Source organism: Alienimonas chondri, assembly GCF_013036045.1.
Lineage (GTDB): Bacteria > Planctomycetota > Planctomycetia > Planctomycetales > Planctomycetaceae > Alienimonas > Alienimonas chondri.
The window spans coordinates 18011-33576 of record NZ_WTPX01000019.1 but is presented as its reverse complement, the minus strand read 5'-3'; the positions used below and the strand labels follow the sequence as shown (position 1 = coordinate 33576).

Genomic DNA, 15566 nt, shown 5'->3' with positions numbered 1-15566 from the left:
CGATGCTCGCCCTGCTACTGGCCTTCACGCCCTTCGACCAGATCGAACCGCCTCGCGCACCGATCGCCGCGGCGCTCTTCGCGCCGGCCGGCGACTCGGCGTTGGTCTGCTCCCAGGACGGCGTGCGGGAGATCGACTGGCCGACCCTCGCCGTCCGGCGGCGACTGGCAGTCGACGTCGCGGATCCGCGGGCGGCGGCGTTCTCCCCTTCGGGCGACCGGCTGGCCGTCGTCGGCGGCCGACCCGCGGAAGCCGGCGCCGTCGCGATCCTGACTTGGCCGTCGGGCGAGGTCGTCCAACGCTTGCCGAGCCGGCACGACGACTCCATCACTGCCGTTCTCTGGCTCGACGAAAATCGGCTCGCGACCGCGTCGCTGGATCGCCGCGTGCTGGTGCGACGCGTCGACGGGGCCGATGTTTCGCCCGAAATCATGGAAGGCCATTCAAAAGGGGCGACCGCGTTGGCCGCGTTGCCGGGCGGAGAAGCGCTGGTCAGTGCCGGCGTCGACGCCAGCGTGCGAGTGTGGGCGATCGAAGGCGGAGAACTGCTGCGATCTTTGTCGTTGCACATCGGCCCGATTCACGCTGTGGCAGTCCGACCGGCCGCCGACGAACTGCCGATTGTGGCATCAGTCGGGGACGACCGAACGGTTCGTTTCTGGCAACCGACGATCGGACGGATGGTGCGGTTCGCTCGCCTGCCGTCGCCGGGCTTGTCCGCCGCGTGGCTGCCGGATGGAACGCGGCTCGCCGTCGGCTGCCGCGACGGTCGTGTCCGACTGATCGACCCGCTGACGGTCCGCGTCGTCGCCGATCTCCCGGCGTTCGACGCTTGGGTCGACGCCGTGGCGGTGCACCCCTCCGGGACCGCCCTGCTGGTTGGCGGTCCCCATGGAATTGCCCGGCATATTCGACTGCCCTCGCTTCAAGGCAGCGCCGCGGAGTGAGCGAGGCGTCAACGGGCATTGTGCTGTCAAAGCGATGGAAGCCCCGTGGAGCCGCCGAGCACAACCAATTTTCGAACGAGGCTCCGAAACACGCGATACCGTCCTATGGACCCACGCGGGAACGGTGAACCCTGCCGGCAGCGGAGAGCCGTCCTCCCACGGCGCCCCGAAGCGACGGACCGACTGGAAACAGCATCGTTTATAGTCCGGCGGTCGATTCCGGCGCCCCCAAAGCCAACCGCCGCCGACAGCGAAAAAGCCGTCCGGCTTTGCCTCGGACACAGCGACATCGGCACGAGCGAGATCTACGCCGAACGCGACCTCGTCGCCGCGGAGCGGATGATGCGGGAGGTGGGCTGAAGTCGTCGCGAACCGCTGTGGCGTTCCGGAATTCGGCCGTGAGTTGCGTCGACTGCATCGATGCGTCGACGGATCGAGTGTTTGACGACGCGGCGACGCAGTCAACGCACGAATTGGTCGGAGTCCGGAGGGCCGGCGTGGAGCTGACCGAGGAACTGCGGCGGCTCGGCGTCACCACCGCGGCGCCACTGAACCGCCGGCAGGCGAGCGAAGCCATTGATCGATTCAAAGAGCGAGCGAGACCCTCACCGAGTTGACCGCCGCCGAGTTCCGCCCCGCCCGGACTTCCGGGCGGGGCGGGGTTTTCTTTTTAGCGTTTGGCCGCACGCCGAAGACGATCGAATGCGTCTGGCCGTCGCCCGTCGTGGACTTGCAGCCGGCATTCTCGGAGGTCGGAGGGAAGTCCGAACGAGGTCGGATCGTCGCCCGACCGCCCGTCTGCGTCCTCGGCGGAATCCAATCCTCCGTTCTGCTGGGACGCTTCCAAACGTCGACGCTGTCGCGCGTCGCACGAAACGGCAGCCGCATTCTGCGAAACCGAAGGCGTTCGTTCGAAGTACCGAGGTCTACGTCGGGGGGAACTTGCCGCATCGCGTGCACCGCTTGGTGTATGGCTGTCTTTCTTCGGTCCGCCCTCGATCACACCAAGCAAGAAGAGAGGCCCGCCGATGCCGAACGCGTTCGTCTCGCTGCCGCTCGCGGCTCTCAGCGTGAGTCTCGCCTGCGGGCTGGCGATTGGGCCTATGCCTGCCGATCACGGGCGGTCCGCCCCGGCCTCGCCCCCGCTGCCTGAAAGGGTTTCCGCCCCGGCGGCGGTCGGGCGCCCGACATTCGCCAGCCCGCACGCGAACCCGGTCGCGGTCGTTGGCGGGCGGGTGTTCGTGTGCAACACGCCGGCGGACACGGTGGACGTGCTGGATGCGGACACCCGAGAGGTCGTCGCTCGCGTGCCGGTGGGGATCGATCCGGTGGGGTTGGCCGTCCGCCCGGACGGAGGCGAGGTGTGGATCTCGAATCACGTCTCGGACTCCGTCAGCGTGATCGACGTTCGCCCCGGCAGCCTGACTTATTTGCACGTCGTCGCCACGGTGCAGGATCTCGACCCCGTGACCCGCGCCACCGCGTTCGACGAGCCGGTCGGAATCGCGTTCGCCAGCGACGACAAGGCTTACGTCGCTCTGTCCTCCACCAACCGCGTCGCCGTCGTGAACGTGGCTGATCGCCGCGTCGTCGATCACTTGGAGATCCCGGCTCAGGATCCGCGAGCGCTCGCGGTACGAAACGGGCGGCTGTACGTGGCGCCGTTCGAGTCCGGCAACCGCACGCAGCTTTCCGGCGGGTCGGCGGACGCGATCGATGCGGACGACGACGACGGTGACCTCGTCACGTTCGATGCCTGGGAGCACTCGATCGTTCACAACAACGTGCTGTCGCTGGGGCATGTGGTGGACATCGTCAAACGGCCGGACGTGCCGGACCGGGACCTGTTCGTGTTCGATGTGACGACCGACGAGCCGGTCGCGACGGTCGATTCGCTCGGCACGCTGCTGTACGGGCTGGCGGTCGATTCGCGGGGCCGGGCGTTCCTCGCCCAGACCGACGCCCGCAACGACGCCAACGGCCGGGCGGGCACGAAGAAACACGGTCTCGCGGAACTGGGGAATCGCGCATTCCTCAACCAGATCACGAGGGTGAACGTCGAGGGCGGCGAACCGACCTTTTTCGACCTCGAACCGCCCCCGCCGGTCGATCCCGAGCCAGGCGCCGCGCTGGCGACGCCGTACGCGGTCGCCGTGACCGCGGACGATCGCACGGTCGTGGCGACCGCTGCCGGATCGGATACGTTGTTCACCGTGAATGCGGAGACCGGCACGGTGCTGGGCCGGGCCACCGTCGGAGCGGTGCCGCGAGGCGTGGTGCTGGAGGAGACCGGCGACGCCTGCCGTGCGTGGGTGTTGAACGCCGTCGAGAACAGCGTGTCGCTGGTGGACCTGTCCGACCCCGCCGCGCCGAAGCCGGTTCAGACGATCCCGCTGACGGACCCGACCGACCCGGCGATCAAGCGGGGGCGGATCGCGTTCGAGTCGGCCTCCTCCTCTCGCACGAATACGTTCAGCTGTGCCAGCTGCCATCCGGACGGCCACACCGACCAACTGCTCTGGGTGTTGAACACGCCGGTGGTCAGCGGCGGCGATCAGATCATGCCGCGGTCCACGATGCCGCTGCGGGGGTTGCGGGACACGGAGCCGTTTCACTGGGACGGCATCCCCGGCGACCCGTACGGGGGGACGAACTCGGCGAGCGTTCATCGAAGCGTCGATCCGAACATCGCTCCCGGCGACGCCCTCGCCGCGGTGCGGCACCTGATCGACGGCAGCTTGAGCGGCACGATGGCCCGTGTCGGCGACGAGGGCGCGAACGACGCCGGCCTCGCCGGGAACCTGACTGAAGCCGAACGCGACGACCTCGCCGTGTTCCTCGCCGCCGTCCCGTACCCGCCGGCCCCGGAGCGGGCCTACACGGACGAACTGTCCGACCGGGCCCGTCGCGGGTTTGAACTGTTCCATGTCGAGGGCAATATCGAACTGGACGAACCCCGGCCGAACGTCTGCGGCGACTGCCACCGGCTGCCGTTCCTCACCAGCACGAATACGCCCGGCACCGGGATGGACGCCCCCACCTGGCGGGGCGCCTACGACCGACCGCTGATCCTCCCGCAGGGGCGGCTGAACCTCGTCGAATTTCCGTTCTTCCGCTCGCTGGCCGAACGCGGCGTGCCCGAACGCGAACTGTGGCGGCTCTCCTGGCGGGGGAACGAACGGTTCGATCCGATCTGGGACATGGTGATGCAGATGAGCACCGGGTTCAGCGGGGCGTTCGGCCGACAGGTCACGCTGAACCGCGACACGGCCGGCGACGACCTCGCCGCCGATCTGCTGGACGCGATTGAACGGGCCGCGGACGACGGCGCCGTCGTCCTCACCTGCGAGGGCGTGCGGATCGGAGAAGACGCCGGTACGCCGGTGCGGCTGCGGTTCGATCCGGCCGCGGAGGCGTATGCCGGAGCCGACGGGACGTTCACCCGGGAGGAACTGGCCGCGGCGGCGGCGGACGGCGTCTTCGTCGGCACGTTCACCGGCCGACACGGGGCCAAGGTCGACGCGAACGCCCCGCAACCCGCCCTCTGGACGCTCGGCCCGCTGCACGAACAACGCGGCCGGCAGGAGTTCCCGGTTCTCGATCCGATTTCTGAGGAAGAAGGGCGAACTGCGATGACCCTCAGCGCCCGTCACGTCGAATCGGACGCCTTCCTGCTGGTGAACGGGCGACGGGCGGAGGGGGCGCTGTCGTTCGGGGAGGGCGAGACCCTCACGGTCGCTCTCGACGATCTTCAGCCCCCGGGCACGCACTTCCTGCAGGTGCAAAACCCCGGCGGCCGGTCCAGCAACGAGTTCCTCTTCACCGTCGCCGATCCCGCCGCCGCACGGCCCGAAGAACCCGCCGCCGACGCCCCGTCCGAAACGCTCGGCGAACTGCTGAAAGAAACCGGGTTCGACCGGCTGATCGGTGCCTGGGTCGATCGGGAGAGCGGCGGCGAGGACTATCGGACGACGTTTCGCTGGGCGATCGAGGATTGCGTGCTGGAGCAAACGAGCGACGAACGCGGCAAGAAGTCCATGGGGCTGCTGTCGCTCCGCGGCGGCGCGCGGGAGGTCGGCTGGTTCTCCGCGGACGCGGCCGGGACGGCGACCCTCGGCGGGGTCGCGTTCGAAGGGGGGCAGGCCGTGCACCGCCTCGGCTACCGTGACGGCGAAGGACGGGAGGGGGCTCTCATCATCCGCTACCGGTTTGAGACGGACGATCGGCTGACGATGCGGGTCTTTGTTCCCGGCGGCGACGCCCCCGTCGCCGTCGTCCCTCTGAAACGGACGAAGCCGCTGTGACCGCGATCCCCCTGATGAGCGTCCTCCTGCTCGCCGGCCTGCCGTCCGACGGCCCGGCATGGGGCGAGTTTCGCGGCCCGAATGGGTCAGGCGTGCAGAGAAACTGCGCGGCCCCGGCCGACCCGGACCCGGCGGCGCCGACCTGGGCGGTCGCGGCGCCGGCGGGGCAGTCCTCGCCGGTCCTGTTCGGCGACGCCGTCGTGTTAACCGGCGTCGAAGACGGCCGGTTCCTCGTCCGCGCCCACGACCGCGGCGACGGGACGGAACGTTGGACGTACCGCGGCCCCGACGTGCCGCTGGAATCGGTGCACGCCTCCGGCAGCGCCGCGGCCTCCACGCCCTGCACCGACGGCGAGCGACTGTGCGTGGACTTCGGCTCCTTCGGCGTGCTCTGCCTCGATGCCGACGGCGAAGAGCTGTGGCGGAGGCCGCTGCCGGTTCCCAAGAGCCTGTACGGAACGTCCGCCTCCCCGATTGTGCACGGCGGGCGGGTGTTCGTCGCGCGGGACGACGACGCGACCCTGCCGGATTCGAAACTGAGCCGGTCGCGGCTGCTGGTCCTCGATGCGGAGACCGGCGAAACAATCTGGGAAGCCCCGCGGCCCACGCACCGCAGCGGGTGGAGCACGCCCACGATCTGGGAGCGGCCCGACGGGGACGACCGCGGACGGACCGAACTGGTCGTCCTGGGGAACGGTCGGCTGCGGGGCTACGACGCGGCGGACGGCCGGGAGCTGTGGTCGGTCGGCGGCTTCAGCCGGGAGACGATCGCCCGGCCGCTCGTGGTGCGTCTGGACGGGGGCGGCACGCGGGCGATCGGGTCGGCGGCGATGCTGGGCGGGGTGGCGGACGACTCCCCGGACCCGGCGCCGTTCTGGGAGGCGGTGATCGCGTTCGACGCCGACGGCGACGGCCGACTGCGGCGGTCGGAGATGACCGGTCACTTCACCTTCCCCTTCCGTCCGCACCTGCCGCCCGGCCACCCGGGGTTCGGCATGCCGCTGCCGAAGGACCCGGCGAAGCGGGCGGCATCGCTGGACCGGATGCACGCCGGCGTCGACGCCGACGGCGACGGCGCCTGGACCCGCGAGGAGTTCCTCGCCCGGCTGAACTTCGACCGCGGCGGCCCGCAGCTGGTCAGCGTGCGGCCCGGCGGGACCGGCGACGTGGGCGACTCGCATCTCGATTGGACGGTGCGGCGGGGCGTGGCGGAGATCCCCACGCCGCTGGCCTTCGGCGGCCTGCTCTACCAGATCGCCGACGGCGGCGTGCTGACGGTCGTGAGCCTCGCGGAGGGGGAGGTCGTCGATCGTCGGCGGATCGGCGCCGGGGGGCACTACCGGGCCTCGCCGGTCGCGGCGATCGGACCGGACGGCGCGGCTCATCTGTTCCTGCTGTCACAGGCCGGCGCGATGACTGTTCTCAAAGCGGGGAGAGTGCCGGAGGTCGTGCATCGGGCGACGTTCCCCGGGCCCGTCGCCGCCACGCCGGCTCTCGATGCGGAGACGCTGTACGTTCGCACCGCCGGTCGCCTGCTGGCGTTCCGCAGCTCCTCACCCGCACCCCGGACTTCTCGATGACGACCACGAAGGACCACGACGAGCGGGTCGCGAACTTGACGTTCGCCTCCGTCTATCCGCACTACATCTCGAAGGTGGAGAAAAAGGGGCGGACCGTGGACGAATTGCATCAGGTCATCACATGGCTGACCGGGTTCGAGCCGGCCGATCTGGAGCGGCTGATCAGTGAGAAAGCCACCTTCGAGCGATTTTTCGCCGAGGCCGACCTCAACCCGCACGCACAGCTCATCACCGGTACGATCTGCGGCTACCGGATCGAAGAGATCGTCACCCCGCTGACTCGGCAGGCTCGCTACCTCGACAAGCTGGTCGACGAACTGGCCCGCGGCCGCAAAATGGAGAAAATCCTGCGCCGGCCGGCCGAGACGGGTCGGAAGAACGCGACCGTCACAAAGAGGAAACGCACGGCCCGCGAAACCGACGGACCGCCGCCCGGGTAGTCAATGACATGGCAGCAACTGCAAGGCCGACTGAAGTGTCCTTGAGCTTGGCGCTGACCGTCCTCGCGGCGCCGTTGGCGGCGCCGGCGGCGGACGCGGGGGGACCGGCGGACGCCCACGACGCGACGAACCTGCCGATCCTGTTGGCCGGCGGCGGGTTCGACCACGGCCGGTTCGTCAAGCACAACGCCGACGTGCCGCTGAGCGACCTGTTCGTCACTCTGCTGAACCGGGCTGGCCTGCCGGCGGAGCAGTTCGGCCCAAGTACCGGCGAACTGACATGGTGAATGTGACCCCGACGCCTAGGCGGCAGCCGACCTGCTCGGCCGGGTCGCGGCGCGTCGTTCTACTTCCTTTCCCCCCACCGAGTTGAAGAAACTGATGAATCGCCCTTCCCGCGGCATTCTGTCTCCGTTCGCCGCCTGTCTGATGGCCGCCGCAGGCCTGACGGCGTCCGCGTTCGCCGCCGAGCCGCCGGACCGCGAGCGAGAGTTCCGCGACGTGGCCCGGAAGATCCGCGACGCCGTTGAGTCCGGCGACCTCTCCCCCGAGGAGGCGAAACGGAAAATGGACATCGTCCGCACGGACCTGCTCCGCGAGGACGAACCTGGCGAGCGTGCCGAACGCGACGTCGCCCGCCGAATTCGTGAGGCTCTGCGGGCCGGTAAGCTGACCGAGGACAAAGCCCGGGCCAAGCTGGAAGCCGTTCGAGCGGACCACGTCAGCAGCAGCGCCGGATCAGACGTCGAGCGGCGGATCCTGCGGGCGATCGCCGAAACGCGGGCGGCCGCCGCCTCCGGCAAGATCACCGCCGAGCAGGCAGAGCGGAAGGTCGCCATGCTCCAAGAGAAGACCGCTGAGGTGCAGGCCCATGAAGCCGACATGCGGGACCGCGAACGGGAGATGCGGGACTTCCAGATGGAGTCCCGGGAACGTGAGTTGGACTTCCGCGAACGTGAATTCGACCTCCGCGAACGCGAGTTGGAGCTCCGCGAGCGGGAATTGGATATTCAGGAACGCGAGTTGGAGCTCCGGGAACGTGAACTGGATCTTCAGGAACGTGAACTCGAACGCGGTGAGGACGACTGACCGGCCGCTGCGTTCCAGCCGGGGCGCCGCGATTGAAGGCGCCCCGGCCTCATCCCTCCCCGATCTCTTCCACAGGCTGAAGCCCACGATGTCGGGGCTGGCCGCCGGCGCCGCCGCCCTGTTCAAACACGCCGGCACGCCGAACCGCCCCGGCCGAAACTCCAACGACATGGGAGACTGCACCGAGGCCTGCACGCCGGCGGGGGGAACATCGACTTGGCCGACGGGTGGGTGCGGTACGTGGCGGACACGATCGACGCCGACTCCGCCCTCGATCGTGACCCGAATGAGACCGGCTGCCCCGCCCGGCCGGGCGTGTGGCAGTCGATCCTCACCCGCGCCGGCGGCGAAGTCGCCGGCGAGTTCTGACCGGTCGGTCCCGGCCTGTCGCGCGAACGCCGCGCGGACAGCGTTTCCGGACGGACGGGTTCACCGGTTTTTGGATAGGTCCGCCGGACGCGCCAAGCAGTACAGCGCGGCGTGCGAGCGGCGGAACAGGGCGTCCCCCGCGAGGGCCGGCGAAGCGTCGACGCGACCGTCGATCGCGTTGCTCGCGAGGACGTTCATCGCGGCCCCGTACTCCAAGACCACCGTCCGGCCGTCCCGCCCGGTAACGTACACCCGCCCGTCCGCCGCGGCGGGGGAGGCATATACGTTGCTGAGTCCGGCAAGCCGCGTGCGATCGATGATCGTCCCGCCGGTGTCGGCGTCGAGGCAGGTGAGGATCCCCCGGTTCGACTGCGTGAAATACAGGCGGTCGTCCACGAGAACCGGCGAGGGCACGTAGAGCGTCCCGCGGTCGACGGACCAGCGGACGCCGCCGGCCGCCTGCCGGGCGATTGTCGTAGAGTTCTTCGCCGCGGCGTAGCGGGCGATCTCGCTGAGCTTCATCCACACGGTCCGCTCCCCGAACCGGGCGTCGAGGGCCGTGACGATCCGGCGGAAGGCGGCGAAGCCGGTCTCGGCGCCGTGATTATAAAGCCCCGGCCAGTGGCAGAGCATCACCGCCGGGTCGCCGCGCTCGATCAGCTCCACCATCCGCCCGGCGTCGGCGTCGACGTTGCAATAGAGGGCGTCGCGCAGCGGATCGTCGCCGGTCCACCCGCCGAACCAGTCGCCCGTGGCGGCGGGCACGGTGACGACGCACTCCGGTCGACCCGTGTCGAGTCCCCGCACGTCCCGCACCTCCGCGGCGACCGGGTCCTCGCCCAGCCGGACGTATTTAAAGAAATGCCGCACGAGCCCGTCCGAGTCGCGTTCGTTTTCGGTTCCGAACACGTCGCCCACCGCCTCCCGCACGGCGACGGCGAGTCGATCCTCCACGCCGTTGCCGAAGCCGCCCGGGGTGGTCACGCCCGCGCAGGGCAGACCGCAGTTCTTCAACACCCGCAGCGCCGCGGCGAGGTACGCCGTGAGTTCGTCCGTCGAGACGTCGGCTCCCCGGCCGGGGTACCAGTTCTCCATGTCCGCCGGGCCGGTCAGCGGGCGGGGGCGGCCGGTTTTGAGATCGATCATCCGGGTGTGGGTGAGCATCTCCGGGTGAAGGTCCCAGTTCGGCAGCATGAGTTCGCGGACCAGCGACAGGCTGTCGGCGAGGGCCTTTGCAGACCAGCCGGGCAGCGTGCGGTCCAGCCAGCCCACGCAGGCGGGGTTCGGCACCACGCTGTACTTGCCCTTCACCCCGCGTTCGGCGCACCACCGCGGCGACGTCGTGGTGATGGACAATCTGTCCGCCCGCAAGGTCGCCGGCGTGGCGAAGGCGATCGCCGCGGCGATCGAGGGCGTCCGCCCAGAGGCCGCCGATTCGCATGGTGAATCAGGCACGGCACCAACGCGGCGCAGCAGCGGGGATTGTTCGCCTCCGCCGTTGCACCTTTCACGTGGGGCGACACCCGTTCCGACAGCAGCAATGTGCGGTCTGCGGTCTGTGGACCGGAGGCGGCTGGCTATCGCCGCCCCGCCCTCCGGGGGGCGTAGGGTGAAACCTGGCAGCATGTCCGCATTCGCTCAGCCCGCTTTCGCGGCGGACTGAATCGCGGACGTGAGGTCGGCCGATGCGTAGCCCTCCGTCATCTTGGCCGAGGAATGCCCCAGCAATTTCTGAGCGGCGTATAGCCCGGCCTCGGCTCGCGCCCGGTAGGCGAATGAATGCCGCAGTTGATACGGCGTCCACCTGGGCGCTCCCGACCGCCGACAGGCGCCCGCGGCGGCCTGTCGCAACGTGTTGACCGACGTACGGAACAACCGCACGTCCGGCGCCCGATCGTCCAGATACTTCGCGAGGATCTTCTGACACTTCGGACCGAAACAGAGCGTCCGGGCTTTGCCGAGGTGGGCGGTCTTGTGGTCGCCCAGCGTGGCGAGCCAGACGACGCCGGCTCGGTCGATGTCTCGCGTCGTCAGATTCAGCAGTTCGGCCGGACGCGATCCGGTCCACAGCTGCAGGTGGATCAGGTCGCGATTCCGCGGCCCCAGCCGCTTCCACGCCGAGGCGTCGTGCTCCGGGTCGACGCCGCGGCGGGCTGCCGTCTCCTTGGCTTCCGGCTCCTTGGCCTCCGGCTCCTTGGCCTCCGGCTCCTTGGCCTCCGGCTCGCCTTTCCGCAGACCCTCGACGGTTTGCAGCGCCGTCAGCACGGACGGCGGGATCATCTCCCACGAAACCGCCCACTTGAACACCCGTTTCAGTCGGCAGAGGTTCATGTTGCAGTAGGTCCGCGATCGCCCCTCGGCGACCATCATCCGCTGACATTCGCGGACAGCGATCGGTCCGAACGACGTGGCCGACGTCGGTTCCCGGCCGGACCGCAGCAGCTTGAGAGCGATCTTGTAGCCGACCGGTTCGCCGTTCATCCGTCCCGGCTGGCGCTCGGGGTAACGACGCGCCGCCCACTGCCAGAACGCGAGGATCACGTCGTTCACTGGCGGGCCGACCTCCGCGGCGATGCGGCGGGAACGGACCGTCGCGGTCGTCGCCTTCGCCGGGGTCTGCCCCGTAGCCTGCCACTGCCCGATCACGGTGTGGTAGGCGGCCTCGGCTTCGGGAGCGCCGAACTTACCGAGGTCGATGTCGCGTCCGTCCAGGCGAACCCGGGCTTGTCCGCTCGCCTTGTGGTGACAGAGCTTGGGGGTATGTCGAGCACGACGCGGTCCGGGCTTGCCGAGAGTACTACGACCCTCGGGTGATGCTTGTCGGGGCCGCTCGCCGGAACTCCCGGCGGTACGCAAACTCAACGTTCGGCGGTGTTTACGAAAAAGGCCGGGCGTTTGCCCGGCCAGTGCCCCCGCAAGGAATCGAACCTTGAACCTACTGATTAAGAGTCAGTTGCTCTACCGATTGAGCTACAGGGGCGACTCTTTCCGGCCGCGATGCGACCGGTCGGGTAGTGTACCGTCTGCGGACACCTTCGCAACGCTTCGGGTTCGCCGCGATTCTGAGTTCGTCGCGATTCCTGCAGGGTCGTCATGCACCGCCGGGCGTGACATTCTGCGAGGGTGAGCGATCCGCCCCCCTCCTCCAACACGCGCTCGAGTGCGCCTTCAAATCCACGTCCCCCGCAGGGGGCCGCGTGGACCGGGAGCCGAGCCGTGTTGCGACTCTCGGCGGCGCCGTACCTCGGCGTGCGGGCGGTCGGGCAGGAACAGATCCGGCCGGACCAAGGCGGGCTGCTGCTCTCGAACCACCAGAGCTTTCTCGACCCGGTCGTGCTCGGCTTGCCGCTGGATCGATCGATTACGTTTCTCGCCCGGGACAGCCTGTTCCGCGTCCCGCTGTTCGGTCGCTACCTGAAGGCGATGAAGACGTTGCCGATCGCGCGGAACGCCCCCGCGACCGCCGTGATGCGCGACGCCTTGGCTGCGTTGGAACGCGGGGAACTCGTGGGGCTGTTCCCCGAGGGAACGCGCACGGCCGACGGTTCGTTGGGGGATTTGAAGCCGGGATTCGTCACGCTCGCGCGGCGGGGAAAGACCCCGATCTATCCCGTGGGCATCGCGGGAGCGTTTGAATGTCTGCCCCGTTCGCGACGGATTCCCCTGCCGTCGCCGGGGCGGGTGTGCGTCGTTTTCGGGGAGCCGATCCCGACTGAAGAGATCGCCGCGGCCGGCGGCGCCGCCGGGATCGTGTCGCTCGTTACGGAACGGATCGCCGCGGCCCACGCGCTTGCGGTGTCTTGGCGGGAGACAGGCGAAGAGCCGGGGGGCGTGGACGCGATCGGCTCGAAGGGATAAACCCCCCGCCCCGCCCCCCTCTTTGAGCCGCGCCGTGCCCCGCATCCTGTCCGTTTCCGGTCTCCGCGGCGTCGTCGGGGATGGACTCGACGCGGACTTCCTCACCCGATTCGGGCAGGCGGTCGGCACGCTGGCGATGCGGGAGCCGGTCCGCGATGGCGTGAACCGCGGTCTCGTCGTGCTGACCCGCGACGGCCGACCGACCGGGTCGATGGTGCGGCACTGCGTGGTCGGCGGGTTGCTGGCGGCGGGCTGTCGGGTGCTCGACGGCGGCGTCGCGATGACCCCCACCTGCGGCGTCCTCGTCCAGCATCACGGCGCCGCGGCGGGGCTACAGATCACGGCGTCGCACAACCCGCTGGAGTGGAACGGCCTCAAGCCGTTCTCCCCGTCCGGCGGCGTGTTGAACGCGGAGCAGGGCCAAGAATTAGTCGCTCTGCTGGAGTCGGGCGAGTTCGCCGCCGCGGGATGGGACGGCGTCGGTTCGGTCGAAACGCTCGCGGACCCGCACGGGCCGCATCTCCGCCGCGTCTTGGCGCTGGTCGACCGGGAAGCGATCCGGGCGAAGCGGTTCAAGGTCGTGCTCGACTGCAATCGCGGAAGCGGCGGGGCAGCGACGCCCGGATTTCTGCGGGACGAACTCGGCTGCGAAGTGGTGGTGCTGGGCGAAACGCCGGACGGGCTGTTCGAGCACACGCCGGAACCGACCGAGGCGAATCTCACCGGGCTGTGCGACGAAGTCCGCCGGCACGGCGCCGACGTCGGCTTCGCTCAGGATCCCGATGCCGACCGGCTCGCGGTAGTCGACGAAAACGGACGCTATATCGGCGAGGAGCTGACGCTGGCGTTGTGTGCGGACCACGTGCTCGCGACCTGCAAGGGGCCGCTGGTCGTGAACGGATCGACCAGCCGGGTGAATGCGGACGTGGCCGAGCGGCGCGGGTGCGCCTTCCACCGCTCCGCGGTCGGCGAGGCGAACGTGGTGGGGGAGATGAACCGGGTCGGCGCCGCGCTCGGCGGCGAGGGGAACGGCGGCGTGATCGAGCCGAAAGTCGGCCCGGTGCGGGACTCGTTGGTTTCGATTGCCTACCTCTTGGACGGCCTTGCGAAGCGGGGAGGTTCGGTCGGCGCCTGGGCGGACTCGCTGCCGCAATACGCGATCGTCAAGAAGAAATTCGCGGTGCCCTCGCCGGACCGGGTGAACGCCGCCTGTGACGCGCTCGCGGCCGCCTACCCGGACGCGGAGGCTAAGTGGGGCGACGGCCTGCGGCTCGACTGGCCGGACCGCTGGGTGCAGGTGCGAGCAAGCAATACCGAGCCGATCGCCCGCGTGATCGCCGAAGCGCCGGGCGCCGACGTCTCCGAGGCGCTCGCCGCGGAGGCGACGGCCATCTGCGAGCGAGCCGCTGCGTAGAAGGCGAGCGGTGGGCGTCAGTCCTCCGTGTGACGTCCCGCTCCCGAAGACACGGAGGGCTGACGCCCACCGCTCGCCAAAGCAAATCAGAGCGTCTTCAAATACTCCAGCAACGCCCGCTTCTCGCTTGGCGAGAGGTCCGCGGCGAAGGTGTGGCCGCCGTTCGTCTTGCCGATGTCGGCGCGGCGGGTGTCGAACACGTAGCGGGCGTCGAGCTCTGGAACCTCGTTCACCGCGGTGAACTCCAGCCCGACTCGATCGCGGTCGTAACCGTTCTCCGTGCGTCGCCAGCGCGTAGGGCGCTCCTCAGGCGAGAGCACCCCCGCGAGCGTCGGCACGCTGCCGTTGTGAAAGTAGGGAGCGGTTGCCCAAATGCCGTCCAACGGCGGCGCGACGTAGCCGCCGGGGTCTTCGACGACCGGGTCCTCGCCGTACCGGCTCATCCAAGTCGTGCCGAGGTGCCGCCGGTGGGAGACAGAGAGCGCATCCAGCCGCACGCGATCGGTGCCCACGACCTCGATCGGGACGGTGACCTCCGGGTAGGTCTCCGCAGACGAATCTGTCGAGTAGGTGCCGTGGCACTCGGCGCAGTTCTTCTCGAAAACCGATCTGCCGCTCGTGGCGAGGGCGGCGTCGACTTCGTAGGGGTACGGGGGAGCTTCGACGCTTTCGATGTAAGCGAGCACGTCGCGGAAGTCGTCTTCCCACGAGAGCACGGTCTCGCGGCCCGTCGTCGGCAGCAGCATGAACTGCATCAGGACGCGATGGTTCTTGGGGCTGAATCCGTCGATGTACAGCCGCGATTTCTTCTTCACGTGCCACCACGGCGGGGCGTCCATGTCGTGGTGGAGCAGCGGGCCGGGATCGCGGCCGGTGTTCACAGACATATCCGGCTCGCGGAAGGCGTCCAGCACGATGCCGAACACCACCGCGTTCGTCGTGCCGTGCGAGGCGCCCAGCGGGATCTTCATCTGTCCCACGTCCTGATGGCTCAGCGACTTGCCTGTCATCAGCTTCACGGTGCGAACCTCCTCCGTCAGCGTCGCGAGACCGTAGTGGGAGTTCGGCAGCCCGGGGATCGTGCGTCCCGCTACCTTTCCGCCGTGACAGGCGAAGCAGTTCATCACCCAGCCGTTCGGGGTCTCGACGTAGTTCAACACCTCCCCGCCGATGGGGTCGTCCGCCGGCGGGGCGACCAGGCCGTAACGGGCGAGGGCCATCGCGATGCGTTCCTCCTCGCCGGCCGCTTTCGCCTTCGCCTTCATCTCGCCCGGCCAGGTCAGACCGAGCCGCAGTAGCGTTTCCCGGTCGAAGTCCGGGGGAAGGAGAGGTTTGCTGCGGAGCACCTCATATCCGCGATCCGGGTCGCCGGCCCGTACGGAAGACGGCACGACGTCCGCCGGACCGGCGGCGAGAATCAGCAGCGCAAGATGAACCGGCAGCACGGCAGCGGCGTTGTCGGGAACGGGGCGGCTGATTGTAGGGCCGTCGCCGTCCATGGCGGCCGGACGATACAATGCCGCACCCATATTGCCTCGCGACTCAGGTTCCTCCCGATGACCACC

At 69.2% G+C, this 15566-nt stretch carries 11 protein-coding genes, 1 tRNA gene and 1 pseudogene; 9 read left to right on the top strand and 4 right to left on the bottom strand.

The genetic code is table 11. From position 1 onward, the window contains the following. Positions 1-2 precede the first annotated feature (2 nt). The 7 genes and pseudogenes from LzC2_RS04785 (at position 3) to LzC2_RS04755 (ending at position 8729) form a co-directional block, all read left to right on the top strand. Entirely contained in the window at positions 3-947 is a 945-nt protein-coding gene (locus LzC2_RS04785; protein WP_171184313.1) for a WD40 repeat domain-containing protein, read from the top strand. Positions 948-1975: 1028 nt separating this feature from the next. Continuing rightward, on the top strand, positions 1976-5251 hold the full coding sequence (locus LzC2_RS04780) for a hypothetical protein (RefSeq protein WP_206678557.1): 3276 nt from the start codon (positions 1976-1978) through the stop codon (positions 5249-5251). Next, entirely contained in the window at positions 5248-6831 is a 1584-nt protein-coding gene (locus tag LzC2_RS04775; RefSeq protein WP_171184311.1) for an outer membrane protein assembly factor BamB family protein, read from the top strand. The genes LzC2_RS04780 and LzC2_RS04775 overlap by 4 nt, the downstream gene beginning before the upstream one ends. Next, positions 6828-7184: pseudogene (locus LzC2_RS04770) on the top strand (DUF2200 domain-containing protein); the annotation flags it as partial. The gene LzC2_RS04775 and the pseudogene LzC2_RS04770, both read left to right, overlap by 4 nt. A gap of 122 nt (positions 7185-7306) precedes the next feature. Next, on the top strand, positions 7307-7558 hold the full coding sequence (locus LzC2_RS04765; RefSeq protein ID WP_171184308.1) for a hypothetical protein: 252 nt from the start codon (positions 7307-7309) through the stop codon (positions 7556-7558). 94 nt (positions 7559-7652) lie between these two features. After that, positions 7653-8360: a hypothetical protein gene (locus tag LzC2_RS04760; protein WP_171184306.1), complete on the top strand. Its 708-nt coding sequence runs from the start codon at positions 7653-7655 to the stop codon at positions 8358-8360. 216 nt (positions 8361-8576) lie between these two features. Beyond that, positions 8577-8729, top strand: coding sequence for a hypothetical protein (locus LzC2_RS04755; protein ID WP_171184304.1), 153 nt, complete (start codon positions 8577-8579; stop codon positions 8727-8729). Positions 8730-8789: 60 nt separating this feature from the next. On the opposite strand, the gene LzC2_RS22760 is transcribed toward LzC2_RS04755, so the two are convergent. The 3 genes from LzC2_RS22760 to LzC2_RS04740 form a co-directional block, all read right to left on the bottom strand. Next, entirely contained in the window at positions 8790-10184 is a 1395-nt protein-coding gene (locus LzC2_RS22760) for a PQQ-binding-like beta-propeller repeat protein (protein WP_174977603.1), read from the bottom strand. Between the two features lie 183 nt (positions 10185-10367). Then, entirely contained in the window at positions 10368-11585 is a 1218-nt protein-coding gene (locus tag LzC2_RS04745) for a tyrosine-type recombinase/integrase (protein ID WP_171184300.1), read from the bottom strand. Between the two features lie 51 nt (positions 11586-11636). Next, a tRNA-Lys gene (locus tag LzC2_RS04740) sits at positions 11637-11709 on the bottom strand. A 236-nt stretch (positions 11710-11945) separates the two neighbouring features. Here LzC2_RS04740 and LzC2_RS04735 point away from each other — a divergent pair. Both LzC2_RS04735 and glmM read left to right on the top strand, forming a co-directional pair. Next, the gene (locus tag LzC2_RS04735; RefSeq protein ID WP_171184298.1) at positions 11946-12587 is read left to right on the top strand and encodes a lysophospholipid acyltransferase family protein; all 642 of its coding nucleotides are present in this window, start codon (positions 11946-11948) and stop codon (positions 12585-12587) included. Between the two features lie 34 nt (positions 12588-12621). After that, entirely contained in the window at positions 12622-14001 is a 1380-nt protein-coding gene (gene glmM / locus LzC2_RS04730) for a phosphoglucosamine mutase (protein ID WP_171184296.1), read from the top strand. A gap of 86 nt (positions 14002-14087) precedes the next feature. On the opposite strand, the gene LzC2_RS04725 is transcribed toward glmM, so the two are convergent. Then, positions 14088-15518 (bottom strand): c-type cytochrome, encoded by a 1431-nt coding sequence (locus LzC2_RS04725; protein WP_246254755.1) that lies wholly within the window; start codon positions 15516-15518, stop codon positions 14088-14090. Positions 15519-15566 lie beyond the last annotated feature (48 nt).

Excerpts from the sequence above, each read along its gene's own strand:
- LzC2_RS04780 (WP_206678557.1), top strand. The coding sequence starts at position 1,976 with ATGCCGAACGCGTTCGTCTCGCTGCCGCTCGCGGCTCTCAGCGTGAGT.
- LzC2_RS04760 (WP_171184306.1), top strand. The coding sequence starts at position 7,653 with ATGAATCGCCCTTCCCGCGGCATTCTGTCTCCGTTCGCCGCCTGTCTG.
- LzC2_RS04785 (WP_171184313.1), top strand. The coding sequence starts at position 3 with ATGCTCGCCCTGCTACTGGCCTTCACGCCCTTCGACCAGATCGAACCG.